Genomic DNA, 16,654 nt, shown 5'->3' with positions numbered 1-16,654 from the left:
GTACCCACCGTTGCACACCGCTGCCCTGGGACATGATCGCCACGAGGCAGTCGGAAATTCCCCGTTCAGAGGGTCCCGGTGTCGGTTTTCCGGGTTCTGGCGGGTGTGGCTGGATCGAGTCCGGGGCCGGGCGGAAAGTGACGTCGAAGTCATCCGACCCCGGTGCCCAGCGCGCCGCAGAGGGAGAGTTTCCGTGAATCCCACGACCACGACGAACGCGCCGCAGGAACGGCGGGCGGCCACGCTCGTCATGGCCTGCCTGGGGGTGTTCGTCGCCTACCTGCCGGTGACCACCGTCTCCGTGAGTCTGCCCGCCGTCCAGCGGGCCCTGGACGCCTCGACGTCCCAGCTGTCCTGGGTCTCCGACGCGTTCGTGCTGCCCATGGCCGCCCTGATCCTCAGCGCGGGCGTCTTCGGTGACGTCCACGGCCGCAAGAAGGTCTACCTGGCCGGACTCGCCCTCAGCGGCCTGGGCTCGCTCGTCGCCCTGTGCGCACAGAACATCCAGACCGTCTGGGCGGGCCAGGCCCTGGCCGGGCTGGGCTCGGCCGCGCTGCTGCCCACCACACTCGCCCTCATCAGCCACGCCGTGCCCGACCCGCGCGAACGCGGCAAGTACATCGGCCTGTGGGCCACCGCCCTCAGTGCCGCCCTGGCGCTGGGTCCCGTCATCGCCGGCACCGTCCTGAACCACTTCGCCTGGCGCTGGATCTATCTCCTGTCCGTCCCGGTCTCGCTGATCGCCGTGGTCGTCGGCGCGAAGGTCCTGACCGACTCCAGGGCACCCGGCTCGCGCCGTCTCGACTGGCCCGGCCAGATCACCGCCGCGCTGACGATCACCGCTCTCGTGTACGGGATCATCGAAGGCGGGGCCACGTCCTTCACCGACGTCAAGGTGCTGGTCTCCCTGTCCGTCGCCGCGGTCGGCGCCGTCGCGTTCGTCCTGGCGGAACGCCGTAGTTCCAGCCCCATGCTGGACCTGAGCCTGTTCCGCAGTCCGGGCTTCACCGCCACCACCCTGATCGCCATGATCAGCTTCCTGGGTCTGATCGGCTTCTTCTTCGCGCTCAGCCTCTACTTCGGCATGGTCCAGCAGCTGTCGACCCTCGACGCGGCCTGGCGCCTGTTGATGGTGACCCTGGTCACCCTGGTGCTCGGCGCTCCCGTCGGCCGGCTCATCCATCGTGTCTCGCCCCGGGTGCTCATCCCCGGCGGTCTGCTGGTCAGTTCGGCTGCCCTGCTGTCCCTGACGAACATCGGCGTGGACACCTCGTTCGGATCGCTGGCCTGGCGGCTGGCCCTGCTCGGCCTCGGGATGGCCTTCGTCATCACTCCGATGACTGCCACCGCGGTCAGCTCGGTCCCCTTCCACCAGGCCGGCATGGCCGCCGCGGGCAACAACGCCTTCCGCCAGGTCGGCGCGGCCCTCGGCCCGGCCGTCCTCGGCACCCTGCTGTCCACGAAGGCCGTCGACTCCCTGTCGGGCCACCTCACCGACGCCGGTCTGACCGGTCAGACCGTCCGCCACGTCACGGCGGTCGCCGACCACGACGGCATCGGCGCGGTCGCCGGACTCGACCTCGGCGCGGACACGCCCCGCGTGCTGGGCGCCCTGTCCCAGGCGTTCCTGGACGGCCTGCACCTCTGCCTGATCGTCTCCGCCGTGCTGACCCTGCTCGCCGCCGCCGTCGGAGCCCTCCTGCTACGCCGCCCGCAGCACACACCGACCGAGGCCGTGACCGAGCCCCGCGCCGCAGACCCCGTCACCGCGGACGTCCCGCAGCAGCCAGGAGTCTCCTCCCTGACAGCCACCAGCGCCAGGGAGTGACACCAGCCGTACCGGTCGGCACGGGCGTACCGAGCGGAACGCCCGACCGGTACCGGCGTCACCCGTGGGGACGGGGTACGGCGCCGCGACGGGCCCGGGACCGGACGCATCGGTCCCGGGCCCGTCCGCGCGACACGACGGAACCGCCCCGCCCCCGACGAGCACCAGCGGCACCCACCGGATACCTTCCGAACACTTCCGCCGGATCTCATTCCGTCCCGACCAAGGAGGGCCGCCGTGGACTCCCACCCCCTCGACCCGCTCGACCTGCGGCTGCTGCAAGCCCTGCAACTCGACGGACGGGCCCCGTTCAACCGTATCGGCGAGGTTCTCGGGGTGTCCGACCAGACCGTCGCGCGGCGCTTCCGGCGGCTGCGGACCACTGCCGGTCTGCGGGTGCTCGGCATGGTCGACGAGGGCAGGCTCGGCCGCTCCGGCTGGATCGTCCGGCTGCGCTGTACCCCCGACGTGGCCGAGCAGTTGGCGAAGGCGCTGGCGCGCCGTCCCGACACGTCGTACATCAACCTCGTCTCCGGTGGCACCGAGGTCCTGTGCGCGATGAGACCCCGGAGCCGGCAGGACCGCGACGAGCTCCTCTTCGACCGTCTTCAGCGCACTCCCCGCGTCATGTCGGTCAGCGCCCACTGCGTTCTGCACACCTTCTACGGCGGTCCGCTCGGCTGGCTCAACAAGGTCGAGGCACTCGATCCGGAGCAGGTGAACGCGTTGCGTCGGCCCCAGGTGGAACCGGCTGCCGGCACCGTCGCACTCGACGAGGGCGACGAGGCCCTGCTGGCGGTGCTCCGGCGTGACGGACGGGCCACGTTCAGTGAACTCCAGTCCGCCACCGGCCAGTCGGAGTCCGTGGTCAAGCGACGCATGGATCACCTGAGCTCTTCGGGCGTCCTCTACTTCGACGTGCAGCACACCGCCGAATCCGTCGGCAACGGCGTCGGGGCGATGCTCTGGCTCACCGTCGCGCCCTCCGCGCTGAGCGACGTGGGACGCGCTCTCGCCGAGCACCCCGAGGTCTACTTCGCCGCGGCCGTCACCGGCCGGGCCGGCCTCGTCGCCTCCGTCGGCAGCCCCAGCACGGGTGATCTGTACACGTACCTGAGCGAGAGGATCGGGGTTCTCGACGGTGTCCAGGCCGTCGAGACCGTCCTCACTTTGCGCCAGATCAAACAACTCGCCTACGAACCGACGCGCTGACCAGCGGAGCAGCAGATCGCCGTGGCAGCGGAGCAGTACGTCAAGTATTGGCAATGGTTTCCATTTAGATGGGGATCGGCCATGTTTTTGACATTCATTTCCATCTACTGTGGCGAGCGCACCCCTGCCGACCCGCTCCCGTGGAGGATCCATGTCCCCGTCCCCGTCCCGGCGCCTCGCCCTGATCACCGGCGTCTCGCTGACCCTCCTGACGGGGTGCGGCAGTTCGTCGGACTCCGGCGGTGACGGGAGCGGTGCGCAGGAGCCGGTCGCCTCGTCAAAGATCGCCGTGGTCGCCTCCACCAACGTCTACGGCGACATCGTCGAGCAGATAGGCGGCGCGAAGGTCGACGTCACGTCGGTCATCAGCGACCCCGACCAGGACCCGCACTCCTACGAGGCCAACACCCGGAACCAGCTGGCGCTGTCGAAGGCGAAGGTCGTCGTCGAGAACGGCGGCGGCTACGACGACTTCGTCGACCGGATGCTGAAGAGCGGCGGCTCCTCCGCCGAGGTCATCAACGCGGTCGAGGTGTCCGGGAAGACCGCACCGAAGGGCGGCGAGCTCAACGAGCACGTCTGGTACGACTTCCCGACCGTCGCGAAGATCGCCGACCGTATCGCCGCCGCGCTCGGCAAGGCCGATTCCGCGAACGCCGCCCTCTTCGCCAGGAACGCCGAGGCCTTCAAGGCGAAGCTCACGGTGCTGGAGGCGAAGGAGGCCCAGATCAAGAAGGAGCACGCCGGCGAGGGCATCGCCATCACCGAACCCGTGCCGCTCTACCTGACCACCGCGAGCGGTCTGGTGAACAAGACGCCCGCGCAGTTCAGCGAGGCCATCGAGGAGGGCGACGACGTCTCCCCCAGGATCCTTCAGGCCACGCTCGCGGTGTTCAGCGACAAGCAGGTCGGGGCGCTGGTCTACAACGAGCAGACCTCCGGCCCGCAGACCGAGAAGTCCAAGGCCGCGGCAGAGGCAGCCGGTATCCCCGTCGTACCGGTGACGGAGACCCTGCCCGCCGGCAAGGACTACCTCGGCTGGATGACCTCCAACGTCGACGCGCTCGCGAGCGCGCTCGCCAAGTGAGGCAGTCCGCCCCGTCCGCCGTACCCCGCGCCCGCCAGGGTGAGGGGCGGGCCGGGGGCAGCGACCCGGGTGCGGTGGTCAGCCTGCGCGGCGCCGAACTGTCGTACGGCGCACGGGTGGTGTGGCAGGGCCTCGACCTGGACGTACGCCCCGGGGAGTTCCTGGCCGTGCTCGGGCCGAACGGTTCGGGCAAGACCAGTTTCGTACGGGCCCTGCTGGGCCGGCAGCCGCTGTCCGCCGGCACGCTGACCGTCCTCGGCGGCCCTCCGCGCGAGGCCGGCCGGTATCTCGGGTACGTCCCTCAGCAGGCGGAACTGTCCGCGCAGGCGATGCTGCGCGCCCGCGATCTCGTGCGCTTCGGCATCGACGGGCACCGCTTCGGACCCCGGCTGCGCACGGGCGCCGTCCGCCGCCGGGTCGACGAGATCCTCGCCTCCGTCGGAGCCTCGGCGTACGCGGACGTCCCCCTCGGCATGCTGTCCGGCGGCGAACGACAGCGCGTCCGCATAGGGCAGGCCCTGGCGACCGACCCGCGCATCCTGCTCTGCGACGAGCCTCTGCTCTCCCTCGACCTGAACCACCAGCGGGCCGTCACCGAACTCGTCGACGCCCGCCGCCGGTCCCACGGCACGTCCGTGGTCTTCGTGACCCACGAGATCAACCCGGTGCTCGGCCTGGTCGACCGCGTGCTGTACCTGGCACCGGGCGGTCACCGGATCGGGACACCGGAGGAGGTGCTGACCTCGGAGTCCCTGTCGCGTCTGTACGGCACCCGGGTCGACGTCCTGCGCGTCCAGGGGCGGGTCGTGGTCGTCGGCGCCCCCGACGGACCGGCCGCACCCCCGCATCACGCCCACGACACATCCCATCTCCCACCCCATGAGACCGCCCATCGGGCTGTCCTTCAGACCGAGGAAGTACGCCGATGACGCTCGCCGAGGGGGTCTGGCACCAGATCTTCAGCTTCGAGAACTACGGCGAACTCCTGGCGCTGGTCCGCAACTCCCTCATCGCAGGTGCGGCGCTCGGCCTCGTCGGCGGTCTGGCCGGAGTCTTCGTCACCATGCGCGACCTGCCCTTCGCAGTGCACGGCATCAGCGAGCTGTCCTTCGCGGGCGCGTCGGCAGCGCTGCTGCTGGGGGCGAACATCGTGGCGGGCTCGATCGTCGGGTCGCTCCTCGCGGCCGGCGCGATCGGCCTGCTGGGCGCGCGGGCCCGTGACCGCAACTCGGCGATCGGCATCCTCATGCCGTTCGGGCTCGGGCTCGGCGTGCTCTTCCTCGCCCTCTACAAGGGTAGGGCGGCCAACAAGTTCGGTCTGCTCACCGGGCAGATCGTCGCCGTCGACACCCCGCAGATGACCTGGCTCCTGGGCACCTCCGCCCTGGTCCTGGTCGCCCTGACCGTCATCTGGCGGCCGTTGACCTTCGCCAGCGCCGACCCGGACGTCGCCGCGGCCCGTGGCGTGCCGGTGCGCGGACTGTCCTTCGCCTTCATGATCGTGCTCGGCCTCACCGTCGCCCTGTCGGTCCAGGTCGTCGGGGCGCTGCTGGTCCTGACCCTCGTCGTCACACCCGCCGCGGCTGCCGCCCGCGTCACCGCGTCCCCGGTGCTGCTACCGCTGCTCAGCGTGGTCTTCGCCATGGTCTCCATCGAGGGCGGCATCCTGCTCGCCCTCGGCAGCAGCATCCCCATCAGCCCGTACGTCACGACGATCTCGTTCACGATCTACGCGCTGTGCCGCCTGGCCGGCACCTACCGCACCCGGCGGTGGGGAGTCAGGAGGACAGCCCCGCAGGCCGCCTGACTCAGCCCCTTCTCACACCGGCCCGTCCCGCACCACCCCTTGTCACTCACGGACGAACCCGGGCCCCGCGGGACTCACCTCGCGCACACAGAACGGTGATTGCTCCGGTCTCCTCCTCTGGCGCTGCCATATTCGAGAACCACTTCGGAGGTGGCTGTGACGATAGAGGCGACAACATCCTGGCCCACACGCCTGCCCGACCGCACCGCCGACCGCATCACCGTTCTGGAGAGCCGTCGGTCGCGGGCGCTGACGGAGAGCGGGCCGAGAAGACGCGGGGAGTTCGGCGCCCGGGAGCGGATCGACCTGCTGCTGGACGAGGGCTCGTTCACCGAGACCGGGATGTTCGTCCGGGCGCGGCCCACCGGGGACGGCGCCCGGCGCCCGTACGGGGACGGGGTGGTCACCGGACACGGCACGGTCGACGGTCGTCCCGTCTGTGTGTTCGCCCAGGATTCCACCGTCTTCGGCGGCAGCATGGGCGAGGCCTTCGGGGAGAAGACGATCGCCCTGATGGACCTGGCCATGAAGACCGGCTGTCCGGTGATCGGGCTCAACGACGGTGGCGGCGCCCGGATCCAGGAGGGCGTCAGTTCGCTCGCCCTCTACGCCGAGCTGGTGCGCCGCAACGTGCAGGCGTCCGGGGTGATCCCGCAGCTCTCGGTCGTGCTCGGGCCGTGTGCCGGCGGGGCCGCGTACTCGCCTGCCATCACCGACTTCACCGTGATGGTGGACGGTGCCTCGCACATGTTCGTCACCGGGCCCGACGTCATCGAGGCGGTCACCGGGGAGCGGACCAGCGCCGAGGAGCTGGGCGGCGCCCGCACCAGCAACTCCGTCAACGGCAACGCCCACTTCCTCGCCGCCGACGAGGTGGAGGCCCTCGACACCGTACGCGACCTGCTGTCGTACCTGCCCGCGAACAACCTGGAGCGGCCCCCGCAGTACGCACCGGCGGCGCCACCCGACGACGTGTGTCTCGACGGACTCGTGCCGGACCGGCTCGGGCAGGCCTACGACATGCGGGACATCCTGCGCGCGGTCGTCGACGGCGGCGAACTGCTGGAGATCCAGGAGCTGTTCGCGCCGAACATCATCTGCGCGCTGGCCCTCGTCGAGGGCACCTCCGTCGGTGTCGTCGCCAACCAGCCGCTGCACAGTGCCGGTGTGCTCGACATCGACGCCTCCGAGAAGGCCGCGCGCTTCGTGCGGTTCTGCGACGCGTTCGGCATCCCGCTCCTCACCTTCACCGACGTCCCCGGCTATCTGTCCGGCGTCCGTCAGGAGCAGGCCGGGATCATCCGGCGCGGCGCCAAACTGCTGTACGCGTACGCCGAGGCGACCGTCCCGAAGGTCACGGTGGTGGTGCGCAAGGCGTACGGCGGCGGGTACGCGGTGATGGGCTCCAAGCATCTGGGCGCCGACATCAACCTCGCCTGGCCGACCGCGCGTATCGCCGTCATGGGCGCGGAGGGTGCGGTGGGCGTCCTGCACCGGCGTGAACTGGCCGCCGCCGACGACCCGGAGGCGCTGCGGGCCAGCCTGATCGCCGCGTACGAGAGCACGTACGGGACGCCCTACCTGGCCGCCGAACGAGGGTACGTCGACGCCGTCATCGCCCCGCGCGACACCCGCGACCACATCTGCCGCGCCCTGCGCGCACTGCGCGGCAAGCGGGCCCCGATGCCGACGCGCAGGCACGGCAACATCCCCCTCTGAGCCCCGAGTTCCTGCACCGCCCGAGGCTTCCGAGCCGTCCGAGCCGACTGCGTCCCGCCGTTCCCGCCGTTCCCGCGATGTGAGGAGCCATGCCCGATGGACAGCCGCCGCCCCCCGCTCGCCCCCGCCCACCGGAGTCTGCCGGAGTACCTACGACACTGGGCCGAGACCACCCCCGACCGCCGGGCGTTCACCTTCGTCGACCATCCCGCGCCGCACTCGCGCGGCGTCCACCGCACCCTGACCTGGCGCCGACTGGACCTCCGGGTAGGGGCGTTGGCAGCCCGCCTCGCCGAAGAGGCCGAGCCCGGCACCCGGGTCGCGCTGCTGTGCCCGCAGGGTACGGAGTACGTCACCGCCTTTCTGGCGGCGCTCACGGCCGGGCTGGTCGCCGTCCCGCTGTATCCGCCCAGCCTGCCCGGGCACGGCGACCGCCTCGCGGCCGTACTGGACGACGCGTGTCCAGAGGTTGTTCTGACGACCAGTCACATCCTTGACCAGGTGCGGGACTTCTGCGCCCGTCTGCCGGTCCGGATCATCGCCGTGGACCAAATGCCCGACACGGGCGGGGACTTGCCGTCGGCCGTGCCGGACGGTGACTCGGTCGCGTACCTCCAGTACACGTCCGGTTCGACCCGTTCCCCGGCGGGCGTGGAGATCAGTCACGGCAACGTGGTCGCCAACGCCCGTCAGGCGCTGGCGGCTTACGGCCTGGACGAGCATCCGGCGACCTGTGTGGGCTGGCTGCCGCTGTACCACGACATGGGGCTCGTCCTGAGTGTCGCCGCTCCGGTCGTACGGGGACTGCTGTCGGTGCTCATGGATCCTGCCGCGTTCCTGCACGAACCGGTGCGCTGGCTGCGGCTGCTCGCCGCGCATCCTCGTACGCTGAGCGCGGCGCCCAACTTCGCCTACGACTACTGCGCTTCGGCCGTCACCGACGCCCAGAAGCGGGACCTGCGGCTGGACGGTGTCGCCGCGCTGCTCAACGGCAGCGAACCGGTCCGCCCCGGCACGGCCGACCGCTTCCACGCCGCCTTCGCCGCCCAGGGGCTGGCGCCGGACACCCACTGCCCGTCGTACGGGCTCGCCGAGGCCACCGTCTTTGTCAGCGCCGCCCGGCCCGGGGAGCCGCTCAGCCGGTTCTCGCTCGACCGCGACGCCCTCGCCACCGGGAAGGCCCTGTCCGCGCGGGCCGACGACACCACAGCCGTGACGCTGGCCGGCTGCGGCACTCCGGCGGGCCAGCGGGTGCGTATCGCCGATCCCGTGTCACGCGCCCGGTTGTCCGAGGGAGAGGTCGGTGAGATCTGGGTGCAGGGTCCCAACGTGGGGCGCGGCTACCGGAATCGGGACGAGCAGACGCGGCGGGTGTTCGGCGCCATGTTCTCCGACGACACGACCGGTACCGGTCACTGGTTGCGCACCGGTGACCTGGGCACCTTCCTGGACGGGCAGTTGATCGTCACCGGGCGGCTCAAGGACCTCATCGTCGTCGACGGCCGCAATCACTACCCGCAGGACGTGGAGGCCTCGGTCCAGGACACGGACCGCGCTGTCCGGCCCGACCGGCTCGCCGCGTTCGGTGTGCCGGGTGACGCGGGAGAGCTGGTGGTCGTCGTGGCCGAGCACGTACGGAGCATCGGCCTCGCGGACATCGACCTACCGGGACTGGTGCGTGCCGTGCGCGCCGCGGTCTCGGCGCGGCACGGACTGCGGCTCGCCGATGTCGTCCTCGTGCCGCCGGGCACCGTGCCCCGTACGTCCAGCGGCAAGGTGGCCCGGGCGCTTACGCGGCAACGCTATCTGGAGGGGGCCTACACGCCGGAGTCGGCGAAATCGACTAAATCGGCAGAGCCTGCGGAGTCGGGCGAATGAGGCGGGTCGACGAGGGCCCGATACGCCGGCTGGTCGCCGAGCGGGTCGCCGCCTGGAGCGGTACGCCTGCCGAGGACGTGCCCATGGACCGGCCGCTGGCCGACCTCGGAATGTCTTCGCGGGACGCGGTCGTGCTGGCCGGGGAACTCTCGCGGGCAACGGGTCTTGAGCTGTCGGCGACGCTGCTGTGGGAAGCACCCACCGGGGACGCCCTGGTGGCGTATCTGTGCCACACGGAATCGGGGACGCGGACCGGGACCGGGACCGGGACCGGGACCGGGAAAGATCCGGCGGACAGACCGGCCCCTCCCCCGGCTGCGTCCGACGAGCCCATCGCGGTCATCGGGGTCGGCTGCCGGCTGCCCGGGGGTGTGCACGGGCCGGGCGACTACTGGCGGCTGCTGACCGACGGCGTCGACGCCGTCCGCCGGGTGCCCGAGGACCGGTGGCGCGACTTCGGCCCGTTCCCGCCCGACGAGGCGCCCCTGTACGGCGGTTACCTCGACGACATCGCGGGGTTCGACGCGGACTTCTTCCGTGTCACACCGCGCGAGGCCGCGGTGATGGACCCGCAGCAGCGGATCCTCCTGGAGGTCGTCCACGAGGCCCTCGACCATGCCGCCGTCCCGGCCGCTTCCCTCGCCGGCAGCGCCACCGGTGTCTTCGTCGGCGTCTCCGCCGCGGAGTACGGCCTGCTGACGGGTGCCGACCCGGCGGCCGTCGACCCCTGGGCGCCTGCCGGCGGGGCGTTGAGCGTGACGGCTGGGCGGCTGGCGTACGTGCTGGACACCCGCGGACCGAGCATGGCCGTCGACACCGCCTGTTCGTCCTCGCTGGTCGCCGTGCATCACGCCTGTGTCAGCCTGCGCACCGGTGAGAGCGACACGGCGATCGCCGCCGGGGTCAACCTGCTGCTCTCGCCCACCGTCAGTGTGGCGTTCCGGCGAGCGGGGGCGCTCGCGCCGGACGGCCGGTGCAAGCCGTTCTCGGCGGCGGCCGACGGCATCGGACGCGGGGAGGGATGCGCGGCCGTGCTGCTGAAACGGCTGTCCGACGCCGAGCGGGACGGCGACCGCGTCCTCGCCGTCATCCGCGCCACTGCCGTCAACTCCGACGGCCGCTCCAACGGCCTCCTGGCGCCCAACCCCGCTGCCCAGAAGGCCCTGTTGACGACTGTCTACGCTCGGGCCGGTCTCACTCCGGCGCATATCGACCACGTCGAGGCGCACGGTACGGGTACCCCGCTCGGCGATCCGATCGAGGCGGGTGCACTCAGTGCCGTGCTCGGTGCGGGCCGCGACCCCGACCAGCCGCTGCTGCTCGGCTCGGTCAAGGGCAACCTCGCCCACCTGGAGTCCGCCGCGGGCATCGCCGGGCTGGTGAAGACGGTCCTCGCGCTGCACCACGACACCGTTCCGCCGTCCCTGCACTGCGCGGACGGGAGCGCCCTGGACGACCAACGGCTGCGGGTGGTCACCGAGTGTGAGCCCTGGCCGCGCTACGGCGGTACGGCCACCGCCGGGGTGTCCGGTTTCGGGTTCGGCGGCACCAACGCCCATGCGGTACTGGAGGAATGGCGGCCCGACGTCCTCCCACCGCCCCGGGAGGACGACCCGGCCGCCCGCCTCCATCTCCTCTCCGACGTCGACACCGTCCGACTCCGGGACACCGCGATCCGGCTCGCCGACTGGCTCGGTACGCCCGAAGGCAGCGGCGCGGACCCCGCCGACGTGGCGCGCACGCTCGCCGGGCGAGTCGGGCGGGGTGCTGTGCGCGCCGCGGTCGCCGCCCGCGACACCGTCGAACTCGCGGACGGGCTGAGGGCGTTGGGGCATGGGAACCCTCACGCGCAGGTCGTGACCGGCGAGCGGGATCTCGTCGGGCGCGGGCCGGTGTGGGTGTTCTCCGGGTACGGCAGCCAGTGGACCGGCATGGGGCAGCGGCTGCTGGCCGAGGAACCCGCCTTCGCCGCCGCCGTGGAGAAGCTCGACGCGCAGATCGCCCCGGAGTGCGGGCTGTCCCTGTACGAGCACCTGGCGAACGGCGGCGACCTGGACCGGCTGGAAGTCGCCCAACCCGTGCTGTTCGGGCTCCAGTTGGCCCTCGCCGAGCTGTGGCGCTCGTACGGTGTCGAGCCCGCCGCCGTCATCGGCCATTCCGTGGGCGAGGTGGCCGCCGCGGTGTGCGCGGGCGCTCTGGACGTGTCGGAGGCCGCCCGGGTGGTCGCCGTACGGGCGCGGCTGCTCAGCGGACTGCGCGGCGGCGCCATGGCTGTCGTGGACCTCGACGACGGTGAACTCGACGCCCTGGAAAGGGACTTTCCCGGTGTCTGCGTCGCCGTGCACTCCTCGCCCGGACAGAAGATCGTCGCCGGGGAGGAGCCGGCGGTGGCCCGGCTCGTGCGGCGGCTGGAGCAGCAGGGGCGGACCGCGCGCGCCCTGCACGTCGTCGGAGCCGGGCACTCTCCTCAGGTCGAGCCGCTGCTCCCGGAACTGACCGACGCCCTGGCCGACATCAGGGGCGGACAACCCCTCGTCCCCGTCTACTCCACCGTCCTGGACGACCCACGCGACGACTCCCTCTTCGACGCCGCCCACTGGGCAGCGAACCTGCGACGGCCCGTACGCCTGGACCGGGCCGTCGCGGCGGCTTTCGCCGACGGTCACCACGCCTTCGTCGAGATCTCGCCGCACCCGGTCCTGATTCGGGCCGTCCTCGACACTGCGCCCGGCGCCCTCGCCATCGGCACCCTGCGCCGTGACGCCGACAGCTCCGCCGGGTTCCTGACGCAGGTGGGCGCCCTGTACTGCGCGGGCGGGCGCCTGCCGTCGCCGCCGGGCCGTGTGATCGACCTGCCCGCGCCGCGCTGGCGGCACGTCCGGCACTGGTGGACGGACGGTCGCGCGCCGGCCACGACGCCGACGGCGCCCGAGGTGACCGACGTACCGGACACGTCCGTCTCCGGCCGGCTGTGTCATCACATCGCCGCCGTCACCGGGCACCCGGCGACCCGCATCACGCCCGCCACCGCCTTGGCCGACCTCGGCCTGGACTCCCTGATGGCCGTCCGCATCCGCACCGCCCTGCAGGGCGAGTTCGGGATCGAGCTGCCCCTGCGCGACCTGCTCGGCGCCACCAGCGTCCGGTCGGTGGCCGATCACCTTCAACAGATGCTCGTGGCAAGCAAGTCGGCCTCTCCCCTGCGTACCCTGCGCGCCACCGGTTCCCGGGCCCCGCTCTTCCTCGTCCACGCAGCGGGGGGCACCACCGACGTCTACCGGACGCTCGCCGAACGGCTCGGTGACGAGCGGCCGGTGTACGGACTGGAACGGCTACCGGACGCCCGTACGGTGACCGAGAAGGCGTGCCGCTACGCCGAGGCCGTCGCCGCCGCCCACCCCAACGGGGCATTGCTGCTGGGTGGTTGGTCCTTCGGCGGCTTCGTCGCCCAGGAGACGGCGCGGCAACTCACCGCCGCCGGGAGGGACGTGGAGCTCGTGGCCCTCATCGACTCCGTACGGCCACTCCCCCGGCCCGGCGAGACCCCGGCCGACCGGATCCGCGCCCACTTCACGGGCTTCGCCGGTCACGTCGCCGATGCGTACGGAGTCCAACTTGGCCTTCCGTACAACGAGTTGCTCGCGATGGACGACGACGGCGAGCGCATCGACACCGTGCTGCGGGCCCTGCGCGAGGTCGCCGACGTACCGCCTGCCGCCCTGGAGCACCAGCGCTCCTCCTATCTGGACCTGAGGATCGGCGAGGCCCACCGACCCGGACCCTACGACGGGCGGGTGGTCCTGTTCCGGGCCACCGAGCCCGCGCCGCACACCGTGCGCGACCCGGCGTACGAACGGGACGACGAGGCGCTCGGCTGGGACGAGGTGTGCACGCGCCTGACCGTCGTGCCGGTCGCGGGGCACCATCTGTCGCTGCTCGACCCGCCGTACGTCGACGAGGTCGCCGCCCGACTGCGGCGCGCACTCGACGAGCAGAGCCGCTGAACCGGACGACGAGGAGCAAGTCATGGCCCATCCCAGCACCGGAGTGTCCCGACGCACCGTCACCAAAGCCGCGACGGCCGTCGGCCTGACCGCGCTGTTCGGCGGCAGAGCCGCCACCGCCCGAGCCGCAACCCGACTCTCCGCCCGCACCCTGGACGTCTCCGTGTCGTCCTCCGCCCTGGGCCGCAGCGCTCCGGTACGACTGATCCTGCCGTCGAGTTTCGGCACACAGACCGGGCGGACCTACCCCGTGCTGTATCTGCTGCACGGCGCCCACGACGACTACACGTCCTGGACCCGGGAGACGGACATCGAGGCCTTCACCGAGGGCCGCGACCTGATCGTGGCGATGCCGGACGCGGGGCCCACCGGCATTCCCACCGCCTGGCGCGGCGGCCCCGACTACGAGACCTTCCAGCTCACGGAGGTGCCCGCGCTGCTCGCCCGCCAGTACCGGGCCTCCGGTGTCAGGGCCGTCGCCGGGGTCTCCACCGGTGGCTACGGCGCGATGGCGCACGCGGCACGCCATCCGGGGCTGTTCGCGGCAGCGGCCTCGTACAGCGGCATCCTCGACACCATGGCACCCGGTGTGCCCCCGCTCGTGGACGCCATCGTGGCCCGCGAGAACCTGGCGCCCCGCTCCCTGTGGGGCAGCCCCCTCCTGAACCTCCTCACCTGGCGCGACTTCAACCCGCGGTCCCGCGCCGAGGGGCTGCGCGGCACCCCCCTGTACGTCTCCAGCGGCAGCGGGATCGTCGGCGGCACCGGTGACTGGCTGCCCGAGGCGCTGGAGAGCGCCCTGTGGCTCTCCGCACACGCCTTCACCGACACGCTCGCGCTGCTCCGCGTCCCGGTCACGACGCACTACTACACGGGAGGAGGACACGGCTGGGACTACTGGAAAGGGGAGTTCACCGCGTCGTGGCCGATGCTCGCCGGTGCGCTGGGGGTGCCGGAGTGAGGCCGGTGCCGTCGGGGCACGGAACGGAACGGAGGGGACGGCCGTCCAACCCAGGACTCGTCCCTCACCTCACGGGCAACAGCCCTCGGGTGAGCCGCTTCCGGGTGAAAGGAGGGCCCTCCGTGGCGACCCCCGCCCCGCGCGACTTACCGGACGGCCCGGGATCCGCCCCTGTACTGCCTGACCTGGTCAAACTGCTGCGCGACCAGTTGGAGGCCGTCGCCGACGAGGTGGAGCAGGAGGTATGCAGCCAGGTCCCGGAGTACGCCGCCCGGTCGGCGGGCGGAACGGACCGGGCACACCTCAGATCGGGGGTCGTGCAGGCGCTCACCCTGTTCGTCGACCACATCGCCGATCCGTACTGCCAGGGCGACTCGATCACCGCGATCTACCACGAGCTGGGGCGCGGCGAGGCGCTGGAGGGCCACAGCCTCGAAACCCTGCAGTCCGCGCTGCGGGTCGGGGGGCTGCACGCCTGGCGGCTGCTGGGCCGCACGACGGAGGAACTCGGGCTGGACTCGGCGGTCATGGCCGGGCTGGGCGAGCTGGCGTTCCGGACCGTGCACGAGGTCGCCGAGGCCGCGGCAGCGGGCTATGCGGAAGGGCAGCTGCGCAGCACGGACGAGCTGGAGCGGCGTCGGGGGCGGCTGCTCGGTCTGTTGCTGGGCGAGGGGCCGGTGTCCCCGGAGGCGGTGCGGGACATGGCGCACGGCGCCCGGTGGACCGTACCGCCGTACGTCGCGGTCGTCGTCCTCGCGGCCTCGCCGGACCAGCGGGAGGAGGAGCGGCCGTTGGCGGCGGCGGGGGCGCTGGTGGACATGGACTCCCGGCCGCCACGGATGCTGGTGCCCGACCCGGACGGCTCGGGCGGCTTCGGCGGCCGGGCGTTCACGCTCGCGCTGCGGGGGCGGCCGGCGGCGATCGGGCCGACCGTCCCGCTCACCGAGGCCGCCAGGTCGCTGCGCTGGGCCACCCGGGCCCTCGGGCTGATGGGGCGCGGGATACTCCCCCGGCAGGGGGTGGTGCGCTGCGCCGACCATCTGTCGACCCTGCTGCTGCACAGCGACGAACCCATGCTCGAACTGGTCCGGGCGCGCGCTCTCGCTCCCCTCGACGCGGTCTCGGAGCAGCAGCGCGGGAGGCTCGCGGAGACACTGCTCGCCTGGCTGCTCACGGGCAGCATCGTGCCCGATGTCGCCGCCCGACTGCACATCCACCCGCAGACGGTGCGCTATCGCCTGCGCCAGCTGGAGAAGGTGTTCGGCGAGGCCGCCCTGCACGACCCGGCCAACCGCCTGGATCTGATCCTGGCACTCACGTCGGCACAAAAAAACGAGGAATTCCTGAATTCCCGTCCATAACCCTCAGTGCGGCAACACGAATACGTTCGGGATGTCCTTTCTCTTAGGCGCTTGACCGCGCCCCACCCTCAAAGGATCCCCCATGCGTATCCGCTTCTGTATCGCCGCGCTCGCACTCGTCGGCGGAGCCGGACTGGCCACCCTCTCGGCACCCGCCGCCACCGCCGCCGTATCCGCCGCCGCCTGTACCGACATCGACGTCGTCGCAGCTCGTGGCACGTTCGAGCCGGGCACGCTCGGCGCGATCGTCGGCGACCCGGTGTATTCCTCCCTCCAGCGGAAACTGACGGGCAAAAATCTTTCCAGCTACAAGGTGAACTACCCCGCTGACCTTTCCCTCACCTCGGCGGCGCAGGGCAACTCGGATCTGGTGAACCACGTCAGGAGCCAGGCGTCCGCGTGCCCGAACCAGCGTTTCATTCTGGTCGGCTATTCGCAGGGCGCGAACGTCGTCGACAACTCCATCGGAATCAGCAGCGCCGGCGCGGTGGTCGGCAGCCCGATCGTGGCCACCATTCCCGCCGCGCTGGAAGGAAAGGTCGCCGCGGTGCTGCTGTTCGGCAACCCGATCCGCGCCATCGGCAAGAGCGTCACCGGCACCTACCAGAGCCGCACCATCGACTTCTGCGCCAAGGGCGACCCCATCTGTGAGAACGGCGGGGGCGACGTGCTGGCCCACCTCGGCTACACGGCGAACGCCGGCGCGGCGGCCGACTTCGCGGCGGGCAAGGTCTGAGCCGTCTGAACCCGCAGCCACACGGCAAGTCGTACGGAAACTCGTACGGGAAAGGGCCCGG

11 protein-coding genes are annotated in these 16,654 nt (G+C 71.7%); all 11 read left to right on the top strand.

Annotation, left to right across the window (positions count from 1 at the left end; translation table 11 throughout):
* The first annotated feature begins 250 nt into the window (after window positions 1-250).
* The 11 genes from G3I71_RS21615 to G3I71_RS21565 all read left to right on the top strand — a co-directional run bounded on the left by G3I71_RS21615 (window position 251) and on the right by G3I71_RS21565 (window position 16,593).
* A complete protein-coding gene (locus tag G3I71_RS21615) occupies window positions 251-1,828 on the top strand; it encodes an MFS transporter (RefSeq protein WP_164316561.1) in 1,578 nt (525 codons plus the stop codon).
* A 237-nt stretch (window positions 1,829-2,065) separates the two neighbouring features.
* Window positions 2,066-3,040 carry an Lrp/AsnC family transcriptional regulator gene (locus tag G3I71_RS21610; RefSeq protein ID WP_164316482.1) on the top strand — a complete coding sequence of 325 codons (975 nt, stop codon included), beginning with the start codon at window positions 2,066-2,068 and terminating at the stop codon, window positions 3,038-3,040.
* A 151-nt stretch (window positions 3,041-3,191) separates the two neighbouring features.
* Window positions 3,192-4,127: a metal ABC transporter solute-binding protein, Zn/Mn family gene (locus G3I71_RS21605; protein WP_164316481.1), complete on the top strand. Its 936-nt coding sequence runs from the start codon at window positions 3,192-3,194 to the stop codon at window positions 4,125-4,127.
* 74 nt (window positions 4,128-4,201) lie between these two features.
* A complete protein-coding gene (locus G3I71_RS21600) occupies window positions 4,202-5,056 on the top strand; it encodes a metal ABC transporter ATP-binding protein (protein WP_164316560.1) in 855 nt (284 codons plus the stop codon).
* Window positions 5,053-5,934: a metal ABC transporter permease gene (locus G3I71_RS21595; protein ID WP_164316480.1), complete on the top strand. Its 882-nt coding sequence runs from the start codon at window positions 5,053-5,055 to the stop codon at window positions 5,932-5,934. The genes G3I71_RS21600 and G3I71_RS21595 overlap by 4 nt, the downstream gene beginning before the upstream one ends.
* A 156-nt stretch (window positions 5,935-6,090) precedes the next feature.
* Window positions 6,091-7,653: an acyl-CoA carboxylase subunit beta gene (locus tag G3I71_RS21590; protein WP_164316559.1), complete on the top strand. Its 1,563-nt coding sequence runs from the start codon at window positions 6,091-6,093 to the stop codon at window positions 7,651-7,653.
* Window positions 7,654-7,749: 96 nt separating this feature from the next.
* A complete protein-coding gene (locus tag G3I71_RS21585) occupies window positions 7,750-9,531 on the top strand; it encodes a fatty acyl-AMP ligase (RefSeq protein ID WP_164316479.1) in 1,782 nt (593 codons plus the stop codon).
* Window positions 9,528-13,535 (top strand): type I polyketide synthase, encoded by a 4,008-nt coding sequence (locus G3I71_RS21580; RefSeq protein WP_164316478.1) that lies wholly within the window; start codon window positions 9,528-9,530, stop codon window positions 13,533-13,535. The genes G3I71_RS21585 and G3I71_RS21580 overlap by 4 nt, the downstream gene beginning before the upstream one ends.
* Before the next feature lie 22 nt (window positions 13,536-13,557).
* Window positions 13,558-14,496, top strand: coding sequence for an alpha/beta hydrolase family protein (locus G3I71_RS21575; protein WP_164316477.1), 939 nt, complete (start codon window positions 13,558-13,560; stop codon window positions 14,494-14,496).
* 122 nt (window positions 14,497-14,618) lie between these two features.
* The gene (locus tag G3I71_RS21570) at window positions 14,619-15,857 is read left to right on the top strand and encodes a PucR family transcriptional regulator (RefSeq protein WP_164316476.1); all 1,239 of its coding nucleotides are present in this window, start codon (window positions 14,619-14,621) and stop codon (window positions 15,855-15,857) included.
* Window positions 15,858-15,939: 82 nt separating this feature from the next.
* Window positions 15,940-16,593 (top strand): cutinase family protein, encoded by a 654-nt coding sequence (locus G3I71_RS21565; protein WP_164316475.1) that lies wholly within the window; start codon window positions 15,940-15,942, stop codon window positions 16,591-16,593.
* Window positions 16,594-16,654: the final 61 nt, after the last annotated feature.

The sequence above is a fragment of the Streptomyces sp. SID12501 genome, assembly GCF_010550245.1.
In the GTDB taxonomy this organism is placed as follows: Bacteria; Actinomycetota; Actinomycetes; order Streptomycetales; family Streptomycetaceae; genus Streptomyces.
This window is presented reverse-complemented; position numbering and strand designations above follow the sequence as displayed.